15 protein-coding genes and 2 pseudogenes are annotated in these 14,002 nt (G+C 74.3%); 6 read left to right on the top strand and 11 right to left on the bottom strand.

Translation table 11 applies throughout. From position 1 onward, the window contains the following. Positions 1 to 2,668 (top strand): BTAD domain-containing putative transcriptional regulator (locus tag AB0J39_RS32160; RefSeq protein ID WP_363471655.1); only part of this gene is annotated, 2,668 nt, incomplete at its 5' end. A 6-nt stretch (positions 2,669 to 2,674) separates the two neighbouring features. Here the strand turns inward: AB0J39_RS32160 and AB0J39_RS32155 are convergent. The 3 genes from AB0J39_RS32155 to AB0J39_RS32145 all read right to left on the bottom strand — a co-directional run bounded on the left by AB0J39_RS32155 (position 2,675) and on the right by AB0J39_RS32145 (position 5,372). Continuing rightward, the gene (locus AB0J39_RS32155) at positions 2,675 to 3,103 is read right to left on the bottom strand and encodes a glutaredoxin domain-containing protein (protein WP_363471653.1); all 429 of its coding nucleotides are present in this window, start codon (positions 3,101 to 3,103) and stop codon (positions 2,675 to 2,677) included. Between the two features lie 97 nt (positions 3,104 to 3,200). Next, positions 3,201 to 4,154, bottom strand: coding sequence for a sigma-70 family RNA polymerase sigma factor (locus AB0J39_RS32150; RefSeq protein WP_363471651.1), 954 nt, complete (start codon positions 4,152 to 4,154; stop codon positions 3,201 to 3,203). Positions 4,155 to 4,172: 18 nt separating this feature from the next. Continuing rightward, entirely contained in the window at positions 4,173 to 5,372 is a 1,200-nt protein-coding gene (locus AB0J39_RS32145) for an FAD-dependent oxidoreductase (protein WP_363471649.1), read from the bottom strand. A gap of 120 nt (positions 5,373 to 5,492) precedes the next feature. Here AB0J39_RS32145 and AB0J39_RS32140 point away from each other — a divergent pair, with 120 nt between their 5' ends. From AB0J39_RS32140 to AB0J39_RS32130, 3 genes are all read left to right on the top strand, one after another. Next, positions 5,493 to 6,272: a TetR/AcrR family transcriptional regulator gene (locus tag AB0J39_RS32140; RefSeq protein ID WP_363471648.1), complete on the top strand. Its 780-nt coding sequence runs from the start codon at positions 5,493 to 5,495 to the stop codon at positions 6,270 to 6,272. A gap of 146 nt (positions 6,273 to 6,418) precedes the next feature. Next, a complete protein-coding gene (locus tag AB0J39_RS32135) occupies positions 6,419 to 6,958 on the top strand; it encodes a DUF2243 domain-containing protein (RefSeq protein WP_363471646.1) in 540 nt (179 codons plus the stop codon). Further along, on the top strand, positions 6,955 to 7,764 hold the full coding sequence (locus AB0J39_RS32130) for a cytochrome c oxidase assembly protein (protein ID WP_363471644.1): 810 nt from the start codon (positions 6,955 to 6,957) through the stop codon (positions 7,762 to 7,764). The genes AB0J39_RS32135 and AB0J39_RS32130 overlap by 4 nt, the downstream gene beginning before the upstream one ends. Here the strand turns inward: AB0J39_RS32130 and AB0J39_RS32125 are convergent. Further along, positions 7,685 to 8,464, bottom strand: a complete 780-nt coding sequence (locus AB0J39_RS32125) for an FAD-dependent oxidoreductase (RefSeq protein WP_363471643.1) — start codon at positions 8,462 to 8,464, stop codon at positions 7,685 to 7,687. The genes AB0J39_RS32130 and AB0J39_RS32125 overlap by 80 nt on opposite strands. Between AB0J39_RS32125 and AB0J39_RS32120 the strand changes: the two are divergent. Continuing rightward, positions 8,367 to 8,564 (top strand): annotated as a pseudogene (locus AB0J39_RS32120) (RNA polymerase subunit sigma-24); the annotation flags it as partial. The gene AB0J39_RS32125 and the pseudogene AB0J39_RS32120 sit on opposite strands and share 98 nt — an antisense overlap. On the opposite strand, the gene AB0J39_RS32115 reads toward AB0J39_RS32120, so the two are convergent. The 3 genes from AB0J39_RS32115 to AB0J39_RS32105 form a co-directional block, all read right to left on the bottom strand. Continuing rightward, on the bottom strand, positions 8,540 to 8,782 hold the full coding sequence (locus tag AB0J39_RS32115; RefSeq protein WP_363471641.1) for a hypothetical protein: 243 nt from the start codon (positions 8,780 to 8,782) through the stop codon (positions 8,540 to 8,542). The pseudogene AB0J39_RS32120 and the gene AB0J39_RS32115 sit on opposite strands and share 25 nt — an antisense overlap. Positions 8,783 to 8,917: 135 nt before the next feature. Then, positions 8,918 to 10,078 (bottom strand): cation:proton antiporter, encoded by a 1,161-nt coding sequence (locus AB0J39_RS32110; protein ID WP_363471639.1) that lies wholly within the window; start codon positions 10,076 to 10,078, stop codon positions 8,918 to 8,920. Between the two features lie 9 nt (positions 10,079 to 10,087). After that, positions 10,088 to 10,570 carry a cation:proton antiporter regulatory subunit gene (locus AB0J39_RS32105; RefSeq protein ID WP_363471637.1) on the bottom strand — a complete coding sequence of 161 codons (483 nt, stop codon included), beginning with the start codon at positions 10,568 to 10,570 and terminating at the stop codon, positions 10,088 to 10,090. A 115-nt stretch (positions 10,571 to 10,685) separates the two neighbouring features. On the opposite strand from AB0J39_RS32105, the gene AB0J39_RS32100 reads away from it, so the two are divergent. Continuing rightward, the gene (locus AB0J39_RS32100; protein ID WP_363471636.1) at positions 10,686 to 11,285 is read left to right on the top strand and encodes an XRE family transcriptional regulator; all 600 of its coding nucleotides are present in this window, start codon (positions 10,686 to 10,688) and stop codon (positions 11,283 to 11,285) included. Positions 11,286 to 11,668: 383 nt separating this feature from the next. Here AB0J39_RS32100 and AB0J39_RS32095 read toward each other — a convergent pair. The 4 genes and pseudogenes from AB0J39_RS32095 to AB0J39_RS32080 all read right to left on the bottom strand — a co-directional run. Further along, positions 11,669 to 11,929: pseudogene (locus AB0J39_RS32095) on the bottom strand (methyltransferase domain-containing protein); the annotation flags it as partial. Continuing rightward, positions 11,926 to 13,188: a DUF6596 domain-containing protein gene (locus AB0J39_RS32090; RefSeq protein ID WP_363471634.1), complete on the bottom strand. Its 1,263-nt coding sequence runs from the start codon at positions 13,186 to 13,188 to the stop codon at positions 11,926 to 11,928. The gene AB0J39_RS32090 and the pseudogene AB0J39_RS32095, both read right to left, overlap by 4 nt. A gap of 7 nt (positions 13,189 to 13,195) precedes the next feature. Next, complete coding sequence (locus AB0J39_RS32085) at positions 13,196 to 13,567, bottom strand: YciI family protein (RefSeq protein WP_363471632.1); 372 nt, start codon at positions 13,565 to 13,567, stop codon at positions 13,196 to 13,198. A 48-nt stretch (positions 13,568 to 13,615) separates the two neighbouring features. Continuing rightward, positions 13,616 to 14,002 (bottom strand): DUF998 domain-containing protein (locus AB0J39_RS32080; RefSeq protein WP_363471631.1); only part of this gene is annotated, 387 nt, incomplete at its 5' end.

Here is a 14,002-nt window from a genome sequence, read left to right as displayed (position 1 = left end):
GGCCGCCGCGGCGCGGCTGGACGAGCTGCGCCTTTCCGCACTGGAGTCCCGGGTGGGCGCCGACCTCGCCGTGGCCGACATGACGGCGGCCGGCGCGCTGGTGGCGGAGCTGGAGGAGCTCGTGGCCGCGCATCCGCTGCGTGAGCCGTTCCACGCCCTGCTGGTGCGGGCGCTGTGCGCGGCGGGGCGGCGCGGGGACGCGCTGGAGACGTTCGAGCGCGTCAGGCGACGGCTTGCGGACGAGCTGGGCGTCGACCCCGGGCCCGGACTGCGCGCGGCACATCTGGAGGCGGTGCGCGATCCTCCGGCTGCCCGGGTCGTAGGGGCCGTACGGGTCGCGCGGGCCGTACGGGGAAACCTGCCGGCGCCGGTGACGAGCCTGCTCGGCAGGCGGGAGGACGTGGCACGGGTTCGGAGCCTGCTGTCGGCCGCGCGGCTGGTCACGCTTACCGGGCCGGGCGGCGCGGGCAAGACCAGGCTGGCGGTGGAGGTGGCGGGCGGGCTCGCCGCGGCCTCGGGCGTCTGGCTGGTCGAGCTGGCCGCCGTCGGGGGCCCGGCGGACGTGGCCGCCGCGGTGCGGGCGACCATACCGGCGGTCATATCGGCGGCCATACCGGCGGCCGGGCCGGAGCCGGACGGGGACCCTGCCGGGCGGCCGGCCGCGTCGCCGCTCGACGCGCTGGTGCGGGCGCTGGCCGGCCGGGAGCTCGTGCTCGTGCTGGACAACTGCGAGCACGTGGTGGACGGGGCGGCGACGGTCGCGGAGCGGTTGCTGTCGGGGGTGCCCGGGCTGCGGATCCTGGCCACCAGCCGGGAGCCCCTGGACGTCCCCGGCGAGCACCTTCATCCGGTGCGGCCGCTGGCGTTGCCGGCGGACGGGGTGGCCGCGGCGCGGGCGCTCGAGTTCCCGGCGGTGGCTTTGTTCGCGCATCGGGCGTCGGCGGTCCGCCCGAACTTCGCCGTGGACGACTCCGTGGTGGCGGATGTGGTCGCGCTGTGCCGGGACCTCGACGGCCTGCCGCTGGCGATCGAGCTCGCCGCGGCCCGGCTGCGGTCGCTCACGATGCGGCAGCTCGTGGAGGCGATGGGGGAACGGCTGACGCTGCGCGGCAGCCGTACGGCGGGGCCGCGGCACCGGACGCTGCGGGCGGTGATCGACTGGAGCTGGGATCTGCTGTCGCCGGGGGAGCGCGTGGTGTTGCGCCGGTTGTCGGTGTTCGCGGGCGGGGCGACGGCGGAGGCGGTGCGGCGGGTGTGCGCGGGCGATCTGGAGACGGTCGCCTCGCTGGTGGACAAGTCGCTGGTCGTGGTGGCCGAGCCGGGCGGGTCGTCGGCCCGGGCGGCACAGGTGCGTTATCGGCTGCTGGAGACCGTCCGGGCGTACGCCGCCGAGCGTCTGGAGGAGTCGGGCGAGGCGCGGGCGGTCCGGGACCGGCATCTGCGTTTCTTCCTGGAGTCGGCGGAGGCGGCGGAGCCCGGGTTGCGGACGGGTGAGCAGCTTCGCCTGCTGACGGCGCTGGACGCCGAGCGGGGCGACCTCGACGCGGCGCTCGGCCACGCCGTACGGACCGGGCGGGAACGGGCGGCGCTGCGGCTGTTCATGGCCAGGTTGTGGGCGTGGACGGTGCGGGGGCGGGGTGACGAGGCGGTGAGGTGGGCGCGGGCGATCCGGACGATACGGGCGGTGCCGGACGGGGACGCGCCGGCCGGGCTGGAGCTGCCTGCCATGGTGTGTGCGCTGCTGGCGTCCGAGGGGGCGTACGCCTCGCGCGAGGCGTTGCGTGTGGTGGAGGTGTCGCGCCATCCCGTGGCGCTGTGGGCCTGGACCGTGGGGGTGAGGCCGTCCGGCGGGGGCGCGGAGCACTGGCGCCGGGCGATCGCGGCGATGCGGGCGTTCGGTGACCACGAGGACCCGTGGGCGCGGGCGACGGCGCTGCTGATGGGCGGGATCGCGGAGTTCGAGTACGGCGGGGCGGGGGCCGGGGCGGCCGAGGCGCGGCTGCGTGCGGCGTTGGCGGGCTACCGGGCGCTGGGGGAGCGGTGGGGGTTGTCCCTGGCGCTGTACTGGCTGTCGCTGGTGGCGGAGAACCGGGGGGACGCGGCGGAGGCGCTGACGCTGCTGGAGGAGGCGGCGGAGCTGGCGGGGCTGATCGGGGGGATGGAGGCGATCCCCGTCCCGTTGATGCTGCGGGTGCGGCTGGCCCAGTTGCGCGCCCGTACGGGTGACCTGGCGGGGGCGGAGCGGGAGCTGGCGCGGGCCGGCGAGGTGGCCGGTCGTACGGGGGATCGGGTGGCGCTGGCGCGGGTGCGGCAGGCGGCCGGGGAGGTGGCGCGCCGGCGTGGGGCGCCCGCCGAGGCGGAGGCCCTGCTCGTGGAGGCGTTGGAGCTGGCGGGCGGGCAGGCGGGTGTGCCCGCGCAGTTCCTGGCCACGGTCCACGTGGAGCTGGCCCGGGTGCGGGGGGAGCGGGGTGACCGCGCGTCGGCGTGGCGGTCGCTGCGGTCGGCGCTGGAGTCGTCGGGGCTCGCGGGTGACGAGACGGTGCGGGCGATGGTGCTGGAGGCGGTGGCGGAGTGGTGCGCCGGGGATGGGGACCTGCCGCGTGCCGCGCTGCTCGCCGGCGCCGCACGGACGCTGCGCGGCCTGGACCGCGCAAGCCAGGAGGGCTGAGGCAGGTCAGGGCAGTTGCGCGCGCACCCATCGGGGGTCGGGGTTGACGTGGGGGGTGCCGGCCACCACCACGGTCGGCACGGTCTCGTCGCCGCCGGTGGCCGCCCGGACCGCCGCGGCGCCTTCGGAGTCGCGCCAGATGTCGACCCAGTGCGCCCGATGGGCGTGCCTGCCGAGCCGGGTGCGCAGCCGCAGGCAGTAGCGGCAGCCGGGGCGCCAGTAGACGATCGGGCGGCCGTCGGTCGCGCTGCGGCGCAGCGCCTCGGCGGCGCTCACGGATCTCGGGAACGCCAGGGGGGACAGCAGGACGCCCGCCACCACGAACAGCAGGAGCAGTGTGACGGCGCCGCCCGGGGATCCCTGGGCGCTCTGCCGGGCCGCCGCGGCGAGCCCGAGGGCGAGGAAGAGGATCGGCAGCATCCATCGGCGCAGCATGGCGATCACGCTAGCGCACGGGGTGGCGCACCTCCGCCCCGCGCCCGGCCCGCCGTGCCAGGCCGGGCACGGCTGGCATGACTCGGATGGCGTGGGGTCACCAGCGACTGATGAGCGGCGTGTCCGGTCCGTGCCGCCGCCAGGTCTCGGCGAGGCGGAGGAGACGGGCCGGGGCGGCGATGCTGCGCACGGTTGCGATCTTGCCGCCCGTGATGTCGAACGTCACGGCGCCGATGACCCGGTCTCCGATCACGAAGAGGACGGCGGGGGCGCGGTTGACGAGCGCGTAGTGGATGGCGGGCGTGCCGCCGGCGAATCGCCGCTTGGCGGGTGTGGGTTTGAGACCGGCCCGGACGACGGCGGCGACGCGCTGCGGAGTGTCGTACCACATCAGCTGCTCGGCCAGGCCGGCGCCGTCGGAGATCGCGGTGGCGTCGTCGGTGAGAAGCTCCACCAGCCGTTCGGTGCGTCCCGAGGTGGCGGCGGCGAGGAACTCCTCGACGACCCTGCGGGCGGACGCGGGGTCGACCACGCCGCCGTTGCGGCGCGCGGCGGTGACGCGGCGCCGGGCCCGGTGGAGGTGCTGCTGGCTCGCGGACTCGGTGATGTCGAGGATCTCCGCGATTTCGGCGTGACTGTAGGAGAACGCCTCGCGCAGGACGTAGACGGCTCGTTCGACGGGCGACAGGCGCTCCATGAGCGTCAGCACGGCCAGGGAGACCGATTCGCGCTGCTCGAACGAGTCGGCCGGGCCGAGCATCGGGTCGCCGTCGAGGAGTGGTTCGGGCAGCCAGGCGCCGGCGGTGTGTTCCCGGCGGGCTCGCGCCGAGCGGAGCCGGTCGAGGCACAGGTTGGTGACGACCTTGGTCAGCCATGCTTCCGGCACCTCGATCCGTCGCCGGTCCGCGGCCTGCCAGTGCAGGAACGCGTCCTGCACGGCGTCCTCGGCGTCGGCGGCGGAACCCAGCAGCCGGTAGGCCAGCGCAGCCAGCCGGTTCCGGCTGGCCGCGAACCGGCTGGTGTCGAAGCGATCGGTGGCGCTGCTGTGCACGTGGACCACCCTAGGCGGCTACGCGACGGCCTTTTCTGCGGTCGCGTCCGGTGCGGCGGCGAGGCGGCGCTTGCGCTGGGGCATGCCGAAGGTCGGGTGCGAGGTGGCCCACAGCGACATCGTGAGGATGCCCGCCTTGACGCGCGCGGCCTTCCGGCCGCCCGTGTACGTCGGCTTCGCCTGCCCTTCGTCGTCGACCGGCTGCAGGATCCCGTCCCGCCGCCCGAGGCTGATGTGGTTGTACGTGTAGGCCAGCGTGGTGTGGGTGATCTCGCGGCCGGTCAGGCGTCCCGTGATCGCCTCGACGGCCTGCCGGCCGGTGTAGCCGGCCGAAGCGCAGGACATCGGCAGGGGCCGGCCGTTGTCGCCGATGGCGTGGGCGCTGTCACCGACGGCGTAGACGTCCGGGTGCGAGACCGAGCGCATGGTGCGGTCGACGACGATCTGACCGTTTTCGGTGACATGCAGCCCGCCGGTGGCGGCGATGGGGTCGACCGCGAACCCGGCCGTCCACACGGTCGCGTCGGACGCCAGGGCGGTGCCGCCGGCGCACAGCACCCGTGTCGCTTCCACGGTTTCGACGGCGGTGTGCTCCAGGACGGTGATGCCCAGACGGTCGCAGGCCCGGCGCAGGTGGCCGCGGGCCCCGGGGGAGAGCCGCGCGCCCAGCTCGCCGCGGGCGACCAGTGCGACCGTCAAGTCGGGCCGGGATTCGGCGATCTCGGTGGCGGTCTCGATGCCGGTCAACCCGTCGCCGACGACCACCACGCGGCCGCCTGCGCGCTGCCTGTCCAGAGTGTCCAGGCGCTCGCGCAGGCGCAGCGCCGCGGGCCTGGCGGCGACGTCGAAGGCGTGCTCGGCGGCGCCGGGGACGGCGTGGTCGTCGCCGTGGCTGCCAAGCGCGTACACGAGCGTGTCGTAGCCGAGTTCGCCGCCTCCGTCGGCGTCGGCCACGGCGACGACCTGGTGCTCGGGGTCGACGACGGTGACGCGGGCCAGGCGCAGCCGTATCGCCGTGCCCGCGAAGACGTCGGCGAGCGTGGGCGCCGCGATGTCCCGGCCGGCCGCCAACTGGTGCAGGCGCATTCGCTGGACGAAGTCCGGCACGGCGTTGACCACGGTGATCTCGGTGTCCGCCGGGGACAGCCGGCGGGCCAGGGTTCCTGCCACGTAGGCCCCGGCGTAGCCGGCGCCGAGGACGACGATGCGGTGCTTCATGTGATGCTCCTGTCGGCTCGCTTGCTCTCGGTGAGTTGAGCGGAGCAGCGCCTCGATTGCTGACAGGAACCCCATGTGGCGTGGGTCACAGAGCGGCAGTGCGCATAGAATTCGCAGGCGATGACGGAGTACAGCTCGCAGGCAGACCCGGCGCGGAGTCTGGCCCTGCTGTGGCGCACGGGTGAGCGGACCGGGCGTAAGGGGAAACCGGATCTCGGCGTCGACCGGATCGTGCGCGCGGCGATCGCGGTGGCCGACGCCGAGGGCCTGGCCGCGCTGTCCATGCGGAAGGTCGCCGAGCAGCTCGGCGTGGGGACGATGTCCCTGTACACCTACGTCCCGGGCAAGGCCGAGCTGATCGACGTCATGGTCGACACGGCGTACGGCGAGCTGCCCGCGCCCGCGGAGGTGCCGGGCGGCTGGCGGGGCAGGCTGGAGCTGATCGCCCGGGAGAGTCTGGCGCTGTACCGGAGGCATCCGTGGATGCTGCAGGTGTCGACGGTGAGCCGGCCCCCGCTCGGCCCCAACTTCATCGCCAAGTACGACTACGAGTTGCGGGCGGTCGACGGCATCGGCCTGGACGACCTCGAGATGGACTCGGTGGTGACGCTGCTCAACGGCTACGTGAGCGGGGCGGCGAGGGGTGCGGTGGAGGCGGCGCAGGCGCCGGGGGACACGGGCGTGACCGACGAGCAGTGGTGGTACGCCCACGCGCCCTATCTTGCCAAGGTGTTCGATCCGCGGCGGCATCCGCTGGCGGCCCGGGTGGGCGCGGCGGCGGGCGAGGCCTACAACGCGGCCTACGACCCGGACCAGGCGTTCGAGTTCGGCCTGCAGCGGGTGCTCGACGGCATCGAGGCGTTCGTCGCCGCCCGCGCCGCCGGACGAGGCCCTGTCTGAGAGGTCCTGTCTGAGAGGTCCTGTCTAAAGAGTCGGTAGGCCCGGCGGGGCATCCGCGCGTGCCTGCGTGACTACGGCGCCCGATCCGGGGACCCTGCCCAGGCGGAGATCCGCACAGCGGCGGCCGGGGGACGGGGGGCAGGGCGATGACGACCAGCGCGGACGAGGCCGGGACCGGCCCGGCGCCGGCCAGTCTGCGCCTGCGGGGCTTGGTGCTCGGGGTGGGACTGGGCGGGTTCGTCGACGGGATCCTGCTGCACCAGCTCCTGCAGTGGCACCACATGCTGAGCAGCACCGACACCGACCGCATCGGGGTGCGGTACTACGACCCCCGCACGGTTTCCGGGCTGGAGATGAACACGGTGTGGGACGGCCTGTTCCACACCGTGTGCTGGCTCGCGGTGCTCGTCGGCCTCGCGATCCTGTACTCGCGCGTCACCCGCGAGCGGCGCCGGGTGTGGACGTCGCGGGTGCTGTGGGGGTGGATCCTGGCCGGCTGGGGCGTCTTCAACCTCGTCGAAGGCGTCCTGGACCACCACATCCTGGGCATCCATCACGTCCGCGGCGGCCCCCACCAGCTGTGGTGGGACCTCGGCTTCCTCGTCCTGGGCGCGCTGCTGCTCGCCGGGGGGTACCTGCTCGCGCGCAGCGGGCGGTCCTTCGACCCCGCAGGGACTCCTGCGTGACCGACCACGGCGCCCACTTCGCGGGGGTGTCCGGCGTGCTCGCGCCGGTCCTCGTCCTGCTCGTGTACCTTCGCCTGGCGCGGCGGGCGCGCCGCCGCAACCCGGTCCTGGGCTGGAGCGGGTGGCGTACGGCGAGCTTCGCCGCCGGGCTCGTCCTGGTGGCGGCGGCGCTCCTGCCGCCCGTCGCGTCCCTCGCCCACGCCGACTTCCGCGGTCACATGGTGCAGCACATGCTGATCGGGATGTACGCCCCGATCGGCCTGGTGCTGGGCGCTCCCGTCACCCTGCTGCTGCGGACCCTGCCCGTCGCCGGGGCGCGGCGGCTGACCGCCGTCGTGCACAGCGGTCCCGGCCGGCTGGCGGCCCATCCGGCGACCGCCCTGCTGCTGTCCGCCGGCAGTCTCGTGGTCCTCTACTTCACGCCGCTCTATGACGCCGCCGCGGCGCACCCGGCCGGGCACTGGCTGCTGCATGCCCACTTCCTGCTGTCGGGCTGCCTGTTCGCCCATGTCATCGCCGGTCCCGATCCCGCGCCCGCCAGGCCGGGCGTCCGTGCCCGCCTGGTCTACCTCGGCTGCGCCATCGCCGTGCACGCGATCGTCGCGCAGCTGATGTACGGCGGCTTCCGGCTGGACGTGCGGGCTCCCGTGGCCGAGGTGCGGGGCGGCGCGGAGATCATGTATTACGGCGGCGACATCGCCGAGCTCCTTCTCGCCGCCGCCCTCGTCACCACCTGGCGCCCCGAGCGCCGTGATCGTCCCGAACGCCGTGGGCGGCCGGCTGCCCGGGTCGCGGGCCGCCCTTGATCCACATCAGGCGGGCCTCGCGGCGGATCTTCCACAGCGCGAGCTTGCAGGTCAGCTCCTTGTACATGGCGCCCATGCGGCCGTCGAAGTGGACGTTCGTCGCGGTGTCGTCCTTGCGGGCGAACTGTCGCAGGCCGGCGCGCCGGCCGAGGCTGACACACGACCCCGTGAAGGCCAGGTCGATCACCGCCGGAGTGGTTCCCGCGATGCGGCTCAGCACGGTGTCGGCGGCCTGTGCCCCGAGCGGTCCGGCGGCGTAGCAGCTCATCCGCAGCGGCCGGTCCGAGGGTGCGGCGGCGTCCCCGGCCGCGACGACGTGGTCGTCGTCGACGCTGGTCAGCGTCTCGTCGGTGAGCAGGCGGCCGAGGGCGTCGGTGCGCAGCCCGCTGGCCGCCGCCAGCTCAGATACGCCGAAACCGGCGGCCCAGACGGTCAACGCGCTGGCCCGGACCGTCCCGTCGGCGAAGACGACCGCATCCGGCCGGACCTCGTTCACCACGGCGGCCTCGAGCACCACGGCACCGTGCCGGGACAGCCACGTGGCCAGGGAACGGCGACCCGGCGCACTCAGCGACGGCGCCAGGGCCGGCCTGAGCGTGATCATGAGCGAGCCGTTGCCCGACCCCGCGGAGTGGCCCGGCGGTCGGCCGGGCGTCACCGCCGACCCGGCCGACCGGATCACCCTGGACGAGTCGGTCAACCTGGCCTTCCTCGTCGTGCTCGACGCGATGACCCCGGCCGAGCGGGTCGCGTTCGTCCTGCACGACGTCTTCCGCTACTCCTTCGCCGAAGTGGCCGGCATCGTCGGGCGCACCCCGGCGGCCTGCCGCCAGCTGGCATCCTCGGCCCGCCGCCGCATCCGCGGCACGCAGGTTCCGGCGGCTCCCGTGGCCCGGCAGGCCCGGATCGTCAGGGACTTCAACCAGGCGTTGGAGACCGGGGACATCGACGCCCTCATCGGGCTCCTCGACCCCGGCGCCACGGCGATCAGCGACGGCGGCGGCCTGGTCAGCACCACGTTGCACCCGATCCGGCGGTACGCAACCCCGACAAGCTCCGGCCGTGGACGGTGGGTTGGCCGCGATAGCACAACGGCCTGCCGCCGCAGTGCGGGGGCAGGCCGATGCCGGGGGGCGACGGGGGGTGACGGTCGTCAGGCGCGGGCCGCTATCCGGGTGAGGAGCGGCTGGACCAGGCGCGCCGCAAGGGGGCCGAAGGCCGCCAGGATCAGGACGTACGCGGCGGCGAGGGCGCCGAGGTCGGGGTGGGCGCCGGCGGCCACCGCCAGCCCGGCGATGACGATGTTGAACTCTCCGCGGGGGATGAGCGCGATGCCGGCCCGGACGCGTCCGGCGCGGGCGATGCCTGCCCTGCGGGCGGCGTACCCGCCGGTCAGCAGCTTGGTAATCATCGTCACCACGGCGAGACCGGCGGCCAGGCCCGCGGCGGGCAGGATCTTGGTGGGGTCGGTCTGGAGGCCGAAGAAGACGAAGAAGATCGCGGCGAACAGGTCGCGCAGCGGCGCGAGCAGTGCCTGGGCGTCTTCGGCCAGTTCGCCCGACAGGGCGATGCCGACGAGGAAGGCGCCGACCGCGGCCGAGACCTGCAGCTGCTGGGCCAGTCCCGCCACCAGCAGCGCCAGCCCGACCACCTTGAGCACGAGCACTTCGGGGTTGGGGCTGGCGACGAACGCCTCGATGTAGCGGCCGAAGCGCAGCGCGACCAGGAGCACCACGCTCACCGCGGCGAGCGCGATGGCCACGGTGATCGCCCCGGCGACCGCGCTCAGGCCCGCCAGCATGGCGGTCAGGACCGGCAGGTAGACCGCCATCGTGAGGTCCTCGAAGACCAGCAGCGACAGCACCACGGGGGTCTCGCGGTTACCGATCCAGCCCAGGTCGGACAGGACCTTGGCGGTGATGCCGGAGGAGGTGGCGTAGGTCACGCCCGCCATGGCGACCGCGGCGACCGGCCCCCAGCCGAGCAGCAGCGCGAGGATCGCGCCGGGCGCGGCGTTGAGCACGAGGTCGACCAGGCCGGCGCGGGCGTTGCCCTTGAGGCTGGTCACCAGTTCGTCGGCGTTGTATTCCAGGCCGAGGGTGAGCAGCAGCAGGATGACACCTAATTCGGCGCCGGTGGCGATGAACTCCTCGCTGGTGGCCAGCGGGAGGATGCCACCGGTGCCGAAGGCCAGGCCCGCGATGAGGTAGAGGGGGATCGGGGAGATGCCGACGCGCAGCGCCAGTGCCCCGAGGATGCCGAGTCCGAGGACGACGGCGCCGAATTCCAGGAAAAGTATCGCGGTATTGTGCACGCGCTGCCCTCAGCCGCTGGCGAAGATGTCGGCGACGGCGGCGGTGCTGTCCTCGCTGCCCACCACGACCACGACGTCGTCCGTGGCGAGGACGAAGTCGGGAGCGGGGCTGGCGAAGACGCGCCCGGCGCGGACCACGGCCACGATGGAGGCGCCGGTGCGGGTGCGCACCTGGGCCTCGCCCATGGGACGGCCGGCGAAGGGGGTGCCCGGCGAGATCGGCAGCTGGACGCTGACCAGTCCCTCGACCTCGCGGTGCAGTGCGTTGAGCCGCTGGACGATGCGGGGGGCGCCGAGCAGTTCGACGAGCGCGTCGGCCTCCTCGTCGTTGAGTTTCACCGTCTCACAGGCCCTGTCGGGATCGTCGGGGTCGTAGATCACCAGGTCGCGTCGCCCGGTGCGGTGGGAGACGACTCCTATTCGCCGTCCCGAGCGGGTGGTGAACTCGTGCCGCAACCCGATCCCCGGCAACACCGTCTGCTCGACATCCACGGCGCTGCTCCTCCGTTCAATAGGTCAATGTCTGTCCAGGAACCTACCAATGGTGGTTTGACGTCTCATTTCCGGCTCTTCGTCAGTGCTGTGAGGGGTATGGCAAGCTGACTGCGTGGACGACGACCTCGAACACGCGCTCGTCGCGGTCGGGCCGCGGCTGCGCGCGCTGCGCCGGCAGCGCGAGACGACCCTGGCCGACCTGTCGGCGGCGACCGGCATCTCGGTGAGCACGCTGTCGCGCCTGGAGTCGGGGTCGCGCCGGCCGACCCTCGAACTGCTGCTGCCCCTGGCGCGGGCGCACGGTGTCACGCTGGACGAGCTCGTCGACGCCCCGCCGACCGGGGATCCCCGCGTCCATCTGCGTCCGGTCGTGCGCAACGGGATGACCATGCTGCCCCTGAGCCGCAGGGCCGGGGGCATCCAGGCGTACAAGCTGGTGATCCCGGCGGGCAGCGCCAGGAGGACGCCGGAGCCGAAGACCCACGAGGGCTACGAGTGGCTCTATGTGCTCAACGGGCGGCTGCGGATGGTCCTCGGCGAGCAGGATCTGGTGCTCTCCCCGGGGGAGGCGGCCGAGTTCGACACCCGGCTGCCGCACTGGTTCGGCGCCGCGGACGCGCACGCGGTGGAGTTCCTCAGCCTGTTCGGGCAGCAGGGTGAGCGCGCCCACCTGCGTGCCCGCCCGAAGGCCAAGCAGGAGCCCGCGCCGTAGGGCGTCACGCGGGGCGGCGCGCGAGGGTGAGCAGGTGGCCGCTGACGCCGAGGAGGGACGGCACGCGCTCCATGGCGCGCTGGGCGTCGAGCATGAGCCGGCGGTCGGGGGTCGTCGAGCCAGTCGTCGACGTTGCCGTACAGCCAGAAGGCGTCCTCCAGGCCGTACCGCTCGGCCTCGGGCAACCCGGCGTCGGCGAACTCCCCGGCCACCTCGTCGGGCTCGTGGAAGTAGGCGGAGAAACCGTGCCCGGGGGACAGCATGACGCCGTCCGTCACGGCTTGGTGCGCCGCGCGCCGCTCCGGCTCCTGCGTGTAGACCCCGAGGTTGATCGTGTCGTGCACGGCGGCGTAGCGGTCGATGGTGGCGGCGGCCACCAGCCCTCCGGGGCGCACCACGCGGCGCGCCTCGGTCAGGGCCGTGACCCGGTCGGCGCGGTCGGCCAGGTGGTAGAGCGGGCCCGGCAGCAGGACCGCGTCCGCGCTCGCGTCCGGTGCGGGCAGGTCGCGTGCGTCGCCCAGCCGGGCCGTCACCCCGGCCAGGGCCCCGGCCCGCTCGACGTGGAGCGGGATCGGGTCGAGCAACTCGACCTCGTAACCGTCCGCGACAAGCCATCCGGCGTGCTCGCCGCCGGGCGGGGCTATCGGCTGCCGGCGGCGCGGCCGAGGAACAGGGCCCGCTCCCGCTCGTTGCCCGTCAGCGACGCCGCCCGCTCGAACTCCCGCCGCGACTCCTCCGTACGGCCCAGCCGGGCCAGCAGGTCCCCGCGTACGGCGGGCAGCTGGGGGTAACCGCGCAGGGCCTTGTCGGCGGCGACGGCGTCGGCGATCTCCAGCCCGCGTGCGGGGTCGCCGGCCATGGCGACCGCGACGGCGCGGTTCAGCTCCACGACGGGGGAGGGCGAGACGTGGGCGAGCACCCGGTAGAGGGCGGCGACGCGCTCCCAGTCGGTCTCGCCGGCGTGGGCCGCACGGGCGTGACATGCGGCGATGGCCGCCTGCAGGGCGTAGGGGCCGAAGACGCCGCCGAGCGACTCGGCCCGCTCCAGCGCCTCAAGCCCCCGGCGGATGAGCAGCCGGTCCCACAGCCGCCGGTCCTGGTCGGCGAGCAGGACCGGCGCGCCGCCGGGCCCGGTGCGGGCGCGCAGCCGGGAGGCCTGCAGTTCCATCAGCGCGGCCAGGCCGTGCACCTCCGCTTCGCGGGGGAGCAGGCCCGTCAGGAGACGGCCCAGGCGCAGCGCCTCGTGGCAGAGGTCGGGACGGGTCCAGTCGTGGCCCGCCGTGGCCGAGTAGCCCTCGTTGAAGATCAGATAGACGACTTCCAGCACGGACGCCAGCCGTCCGGCCAGTTCGTCGGGGGCCGGCATCTCGAACCTGACCCCTTTCGCGGCCAGGGTGCGCTTGGCGCGGACGATCCGCTGGGCCACCGCCGGCTCGGTGGCCAGGAAGGCCCGGGCGATCTCCCCGGTGGTCAGGCCGCCGAGCAGGCGCAGCGTGAGCGCGACGCGGGCCTCGGTGGTCAGGGCGGGGTGGCAGGCGGTGAAGATGAGCCGCAGCATGTCGTCGCGGATGTGGTCGTCCATGTCGGCGTCCGGGTCCGGCTCCGGCCTGCCGCCGAGGTCGCGGCCGATCTCCTGGAGCTTGCGCTCGTATCGGCCGCGCCGCCGCAGGTGGTCGATCGCGCGGTGCTTGGCGGTGGCCATCAGCCAGGCGCCCGGGTTGTCCGGAACGCCCGCCTCCGGCCACTGCTCCAGCGCGATGAGCAGCGCGTCCTGGGCGAGTTCCTCGGCCAGGCCGACGTCCTCGACGAGGCGGGCCAGACCCGCGACGAGCCTGGCCGACTCGATCCGCCAGACCGCCTCGATCGCGCGGTGCGCCGCGAGCCGCGGCTCGGTGCCGGTCATGGGGTGCTCAGGCCGGTGGGGCGAAGTCCTCGGGGCCGAGCACCTTGACCACCTCGGCCTCGCCTTCCCAGCCTTCCCACAGGTCGCGGTGCAGGCGCATGAAGCGTGAGGTCCATTCGACCGCCTCCTCCTTCGACCGCACGTCGTACAGGGCGTAGCTGATCAGTTCCTTCGACTCGGCGAACGGGCCGTCGGTCACGCTGAGCCCGCCCTCGGCGAGCCGTACGGCCGCCCCCGAGACGCCGGGGGCCAGGCCGGCGGTGTCGAGCAGGGCTCCGGCGACGGTCGCCTCCTGGCCGAGCTTGGCGATGGCCTCCATGAGGTCGGCGGGCGGCGGGGTGGCGGGCTGGGCGGCCCTGAGCAGAACCATGTATCGCATCGGTCGTCTCCCTCCAAGCAATGATCTATCAGGTGATCGCGGGACGGGTCAGGCGTTCCGGTAGGTGTGCGCGGCCAGGGCGGCGATCCAGGCCCAGCCGAGCACCACGGCGCCGGTGAAGGCGAGGTTGGACCAGGCCGCGCCCGCGGCGGAGACCATGGCCAGGAAGCCGGCCGCGAACAGCGCGCCGGTCGCCCGCGACCCCCACGCCCAGGCCGTCCTCCCGCTGCGGGCGAAGCGGCGGGCGAGGACGAAGCAGGCCGCGACCAGGCAGGCGAACCCGACGCCGCCGGAGGCCAGGTGCGCGATGCCGTGCCAGCTGACCTCGCCGCCCGGCACGCCGCGGGGGAAGCCCTGGGCCGGGTCGGCCCGGAAGGCCCCGGCCGCCAGCAGGCCCAGGCCGTAGACGGCCAGCAGGCGGGGGGCCCAGCCGCG

The organism is Microbispora sp. NPDC049633, from assembly GCF_040675265.1.
GTDB lineage: Bacteria > Actinomycetota > Actinomycetes > Streptosporangiales > Streptosporangiaceae > Microbispora > Microbispora maris.
Note: the sequence above shows the minus strand (reverse complement) of the source record. Positions and strands in the feature narration are given on the sequence as shown.

Excerpts from the sequence above, each read along its gene's own strand:
- AB0J39_RS32155 (WP_363471653.1), bottom strand. The coding sequence starts at position 3,103 with ATGCTGCGCCGATGGATGCTGCCGATCCTCTTCCTCGCCCTCGGGCTC.
- AB0J39_RS32085 (WP_363471632.1), bottom strand. The coding sequence starts at position 13,567 with ATGCGATACATGGTTCTGCTCAGGGCCGCCCAGCCCGCCACCCCGCCG.
- AB0J39_RS32090 (WP_363471634.1), bottom strand. The coding sequence starts at position 13,188 with ATGACCGGCACCGAGCCGCGGCTCGCGGCGCACCGCGCGATCGAGGCG.
- AB0J39_RS32140 (WP_363471648.1), top strand. The coding sequence starts at position 5,493 with ATGACGGAGTACAGCTCGCAGGCAGACCCGGCGCGGAGTCTGGCCCTG.
- AB0J39_RS32135 (WP_363471646.1), top strand. The coding sequence starts at position 6,419 with ATGACGACCAGCGCGGACGAGGCCGGGACCGGCCCGGCGCCGGCCAGT.
- AB0J39_RS32145 (WP_363471649.1), bottom strand. The coding sequence starts at position 5,372 with ATGAAGCACCGCATCGTCGTCCTCGGCGCCGGCTACGCCGGGGCCTAC.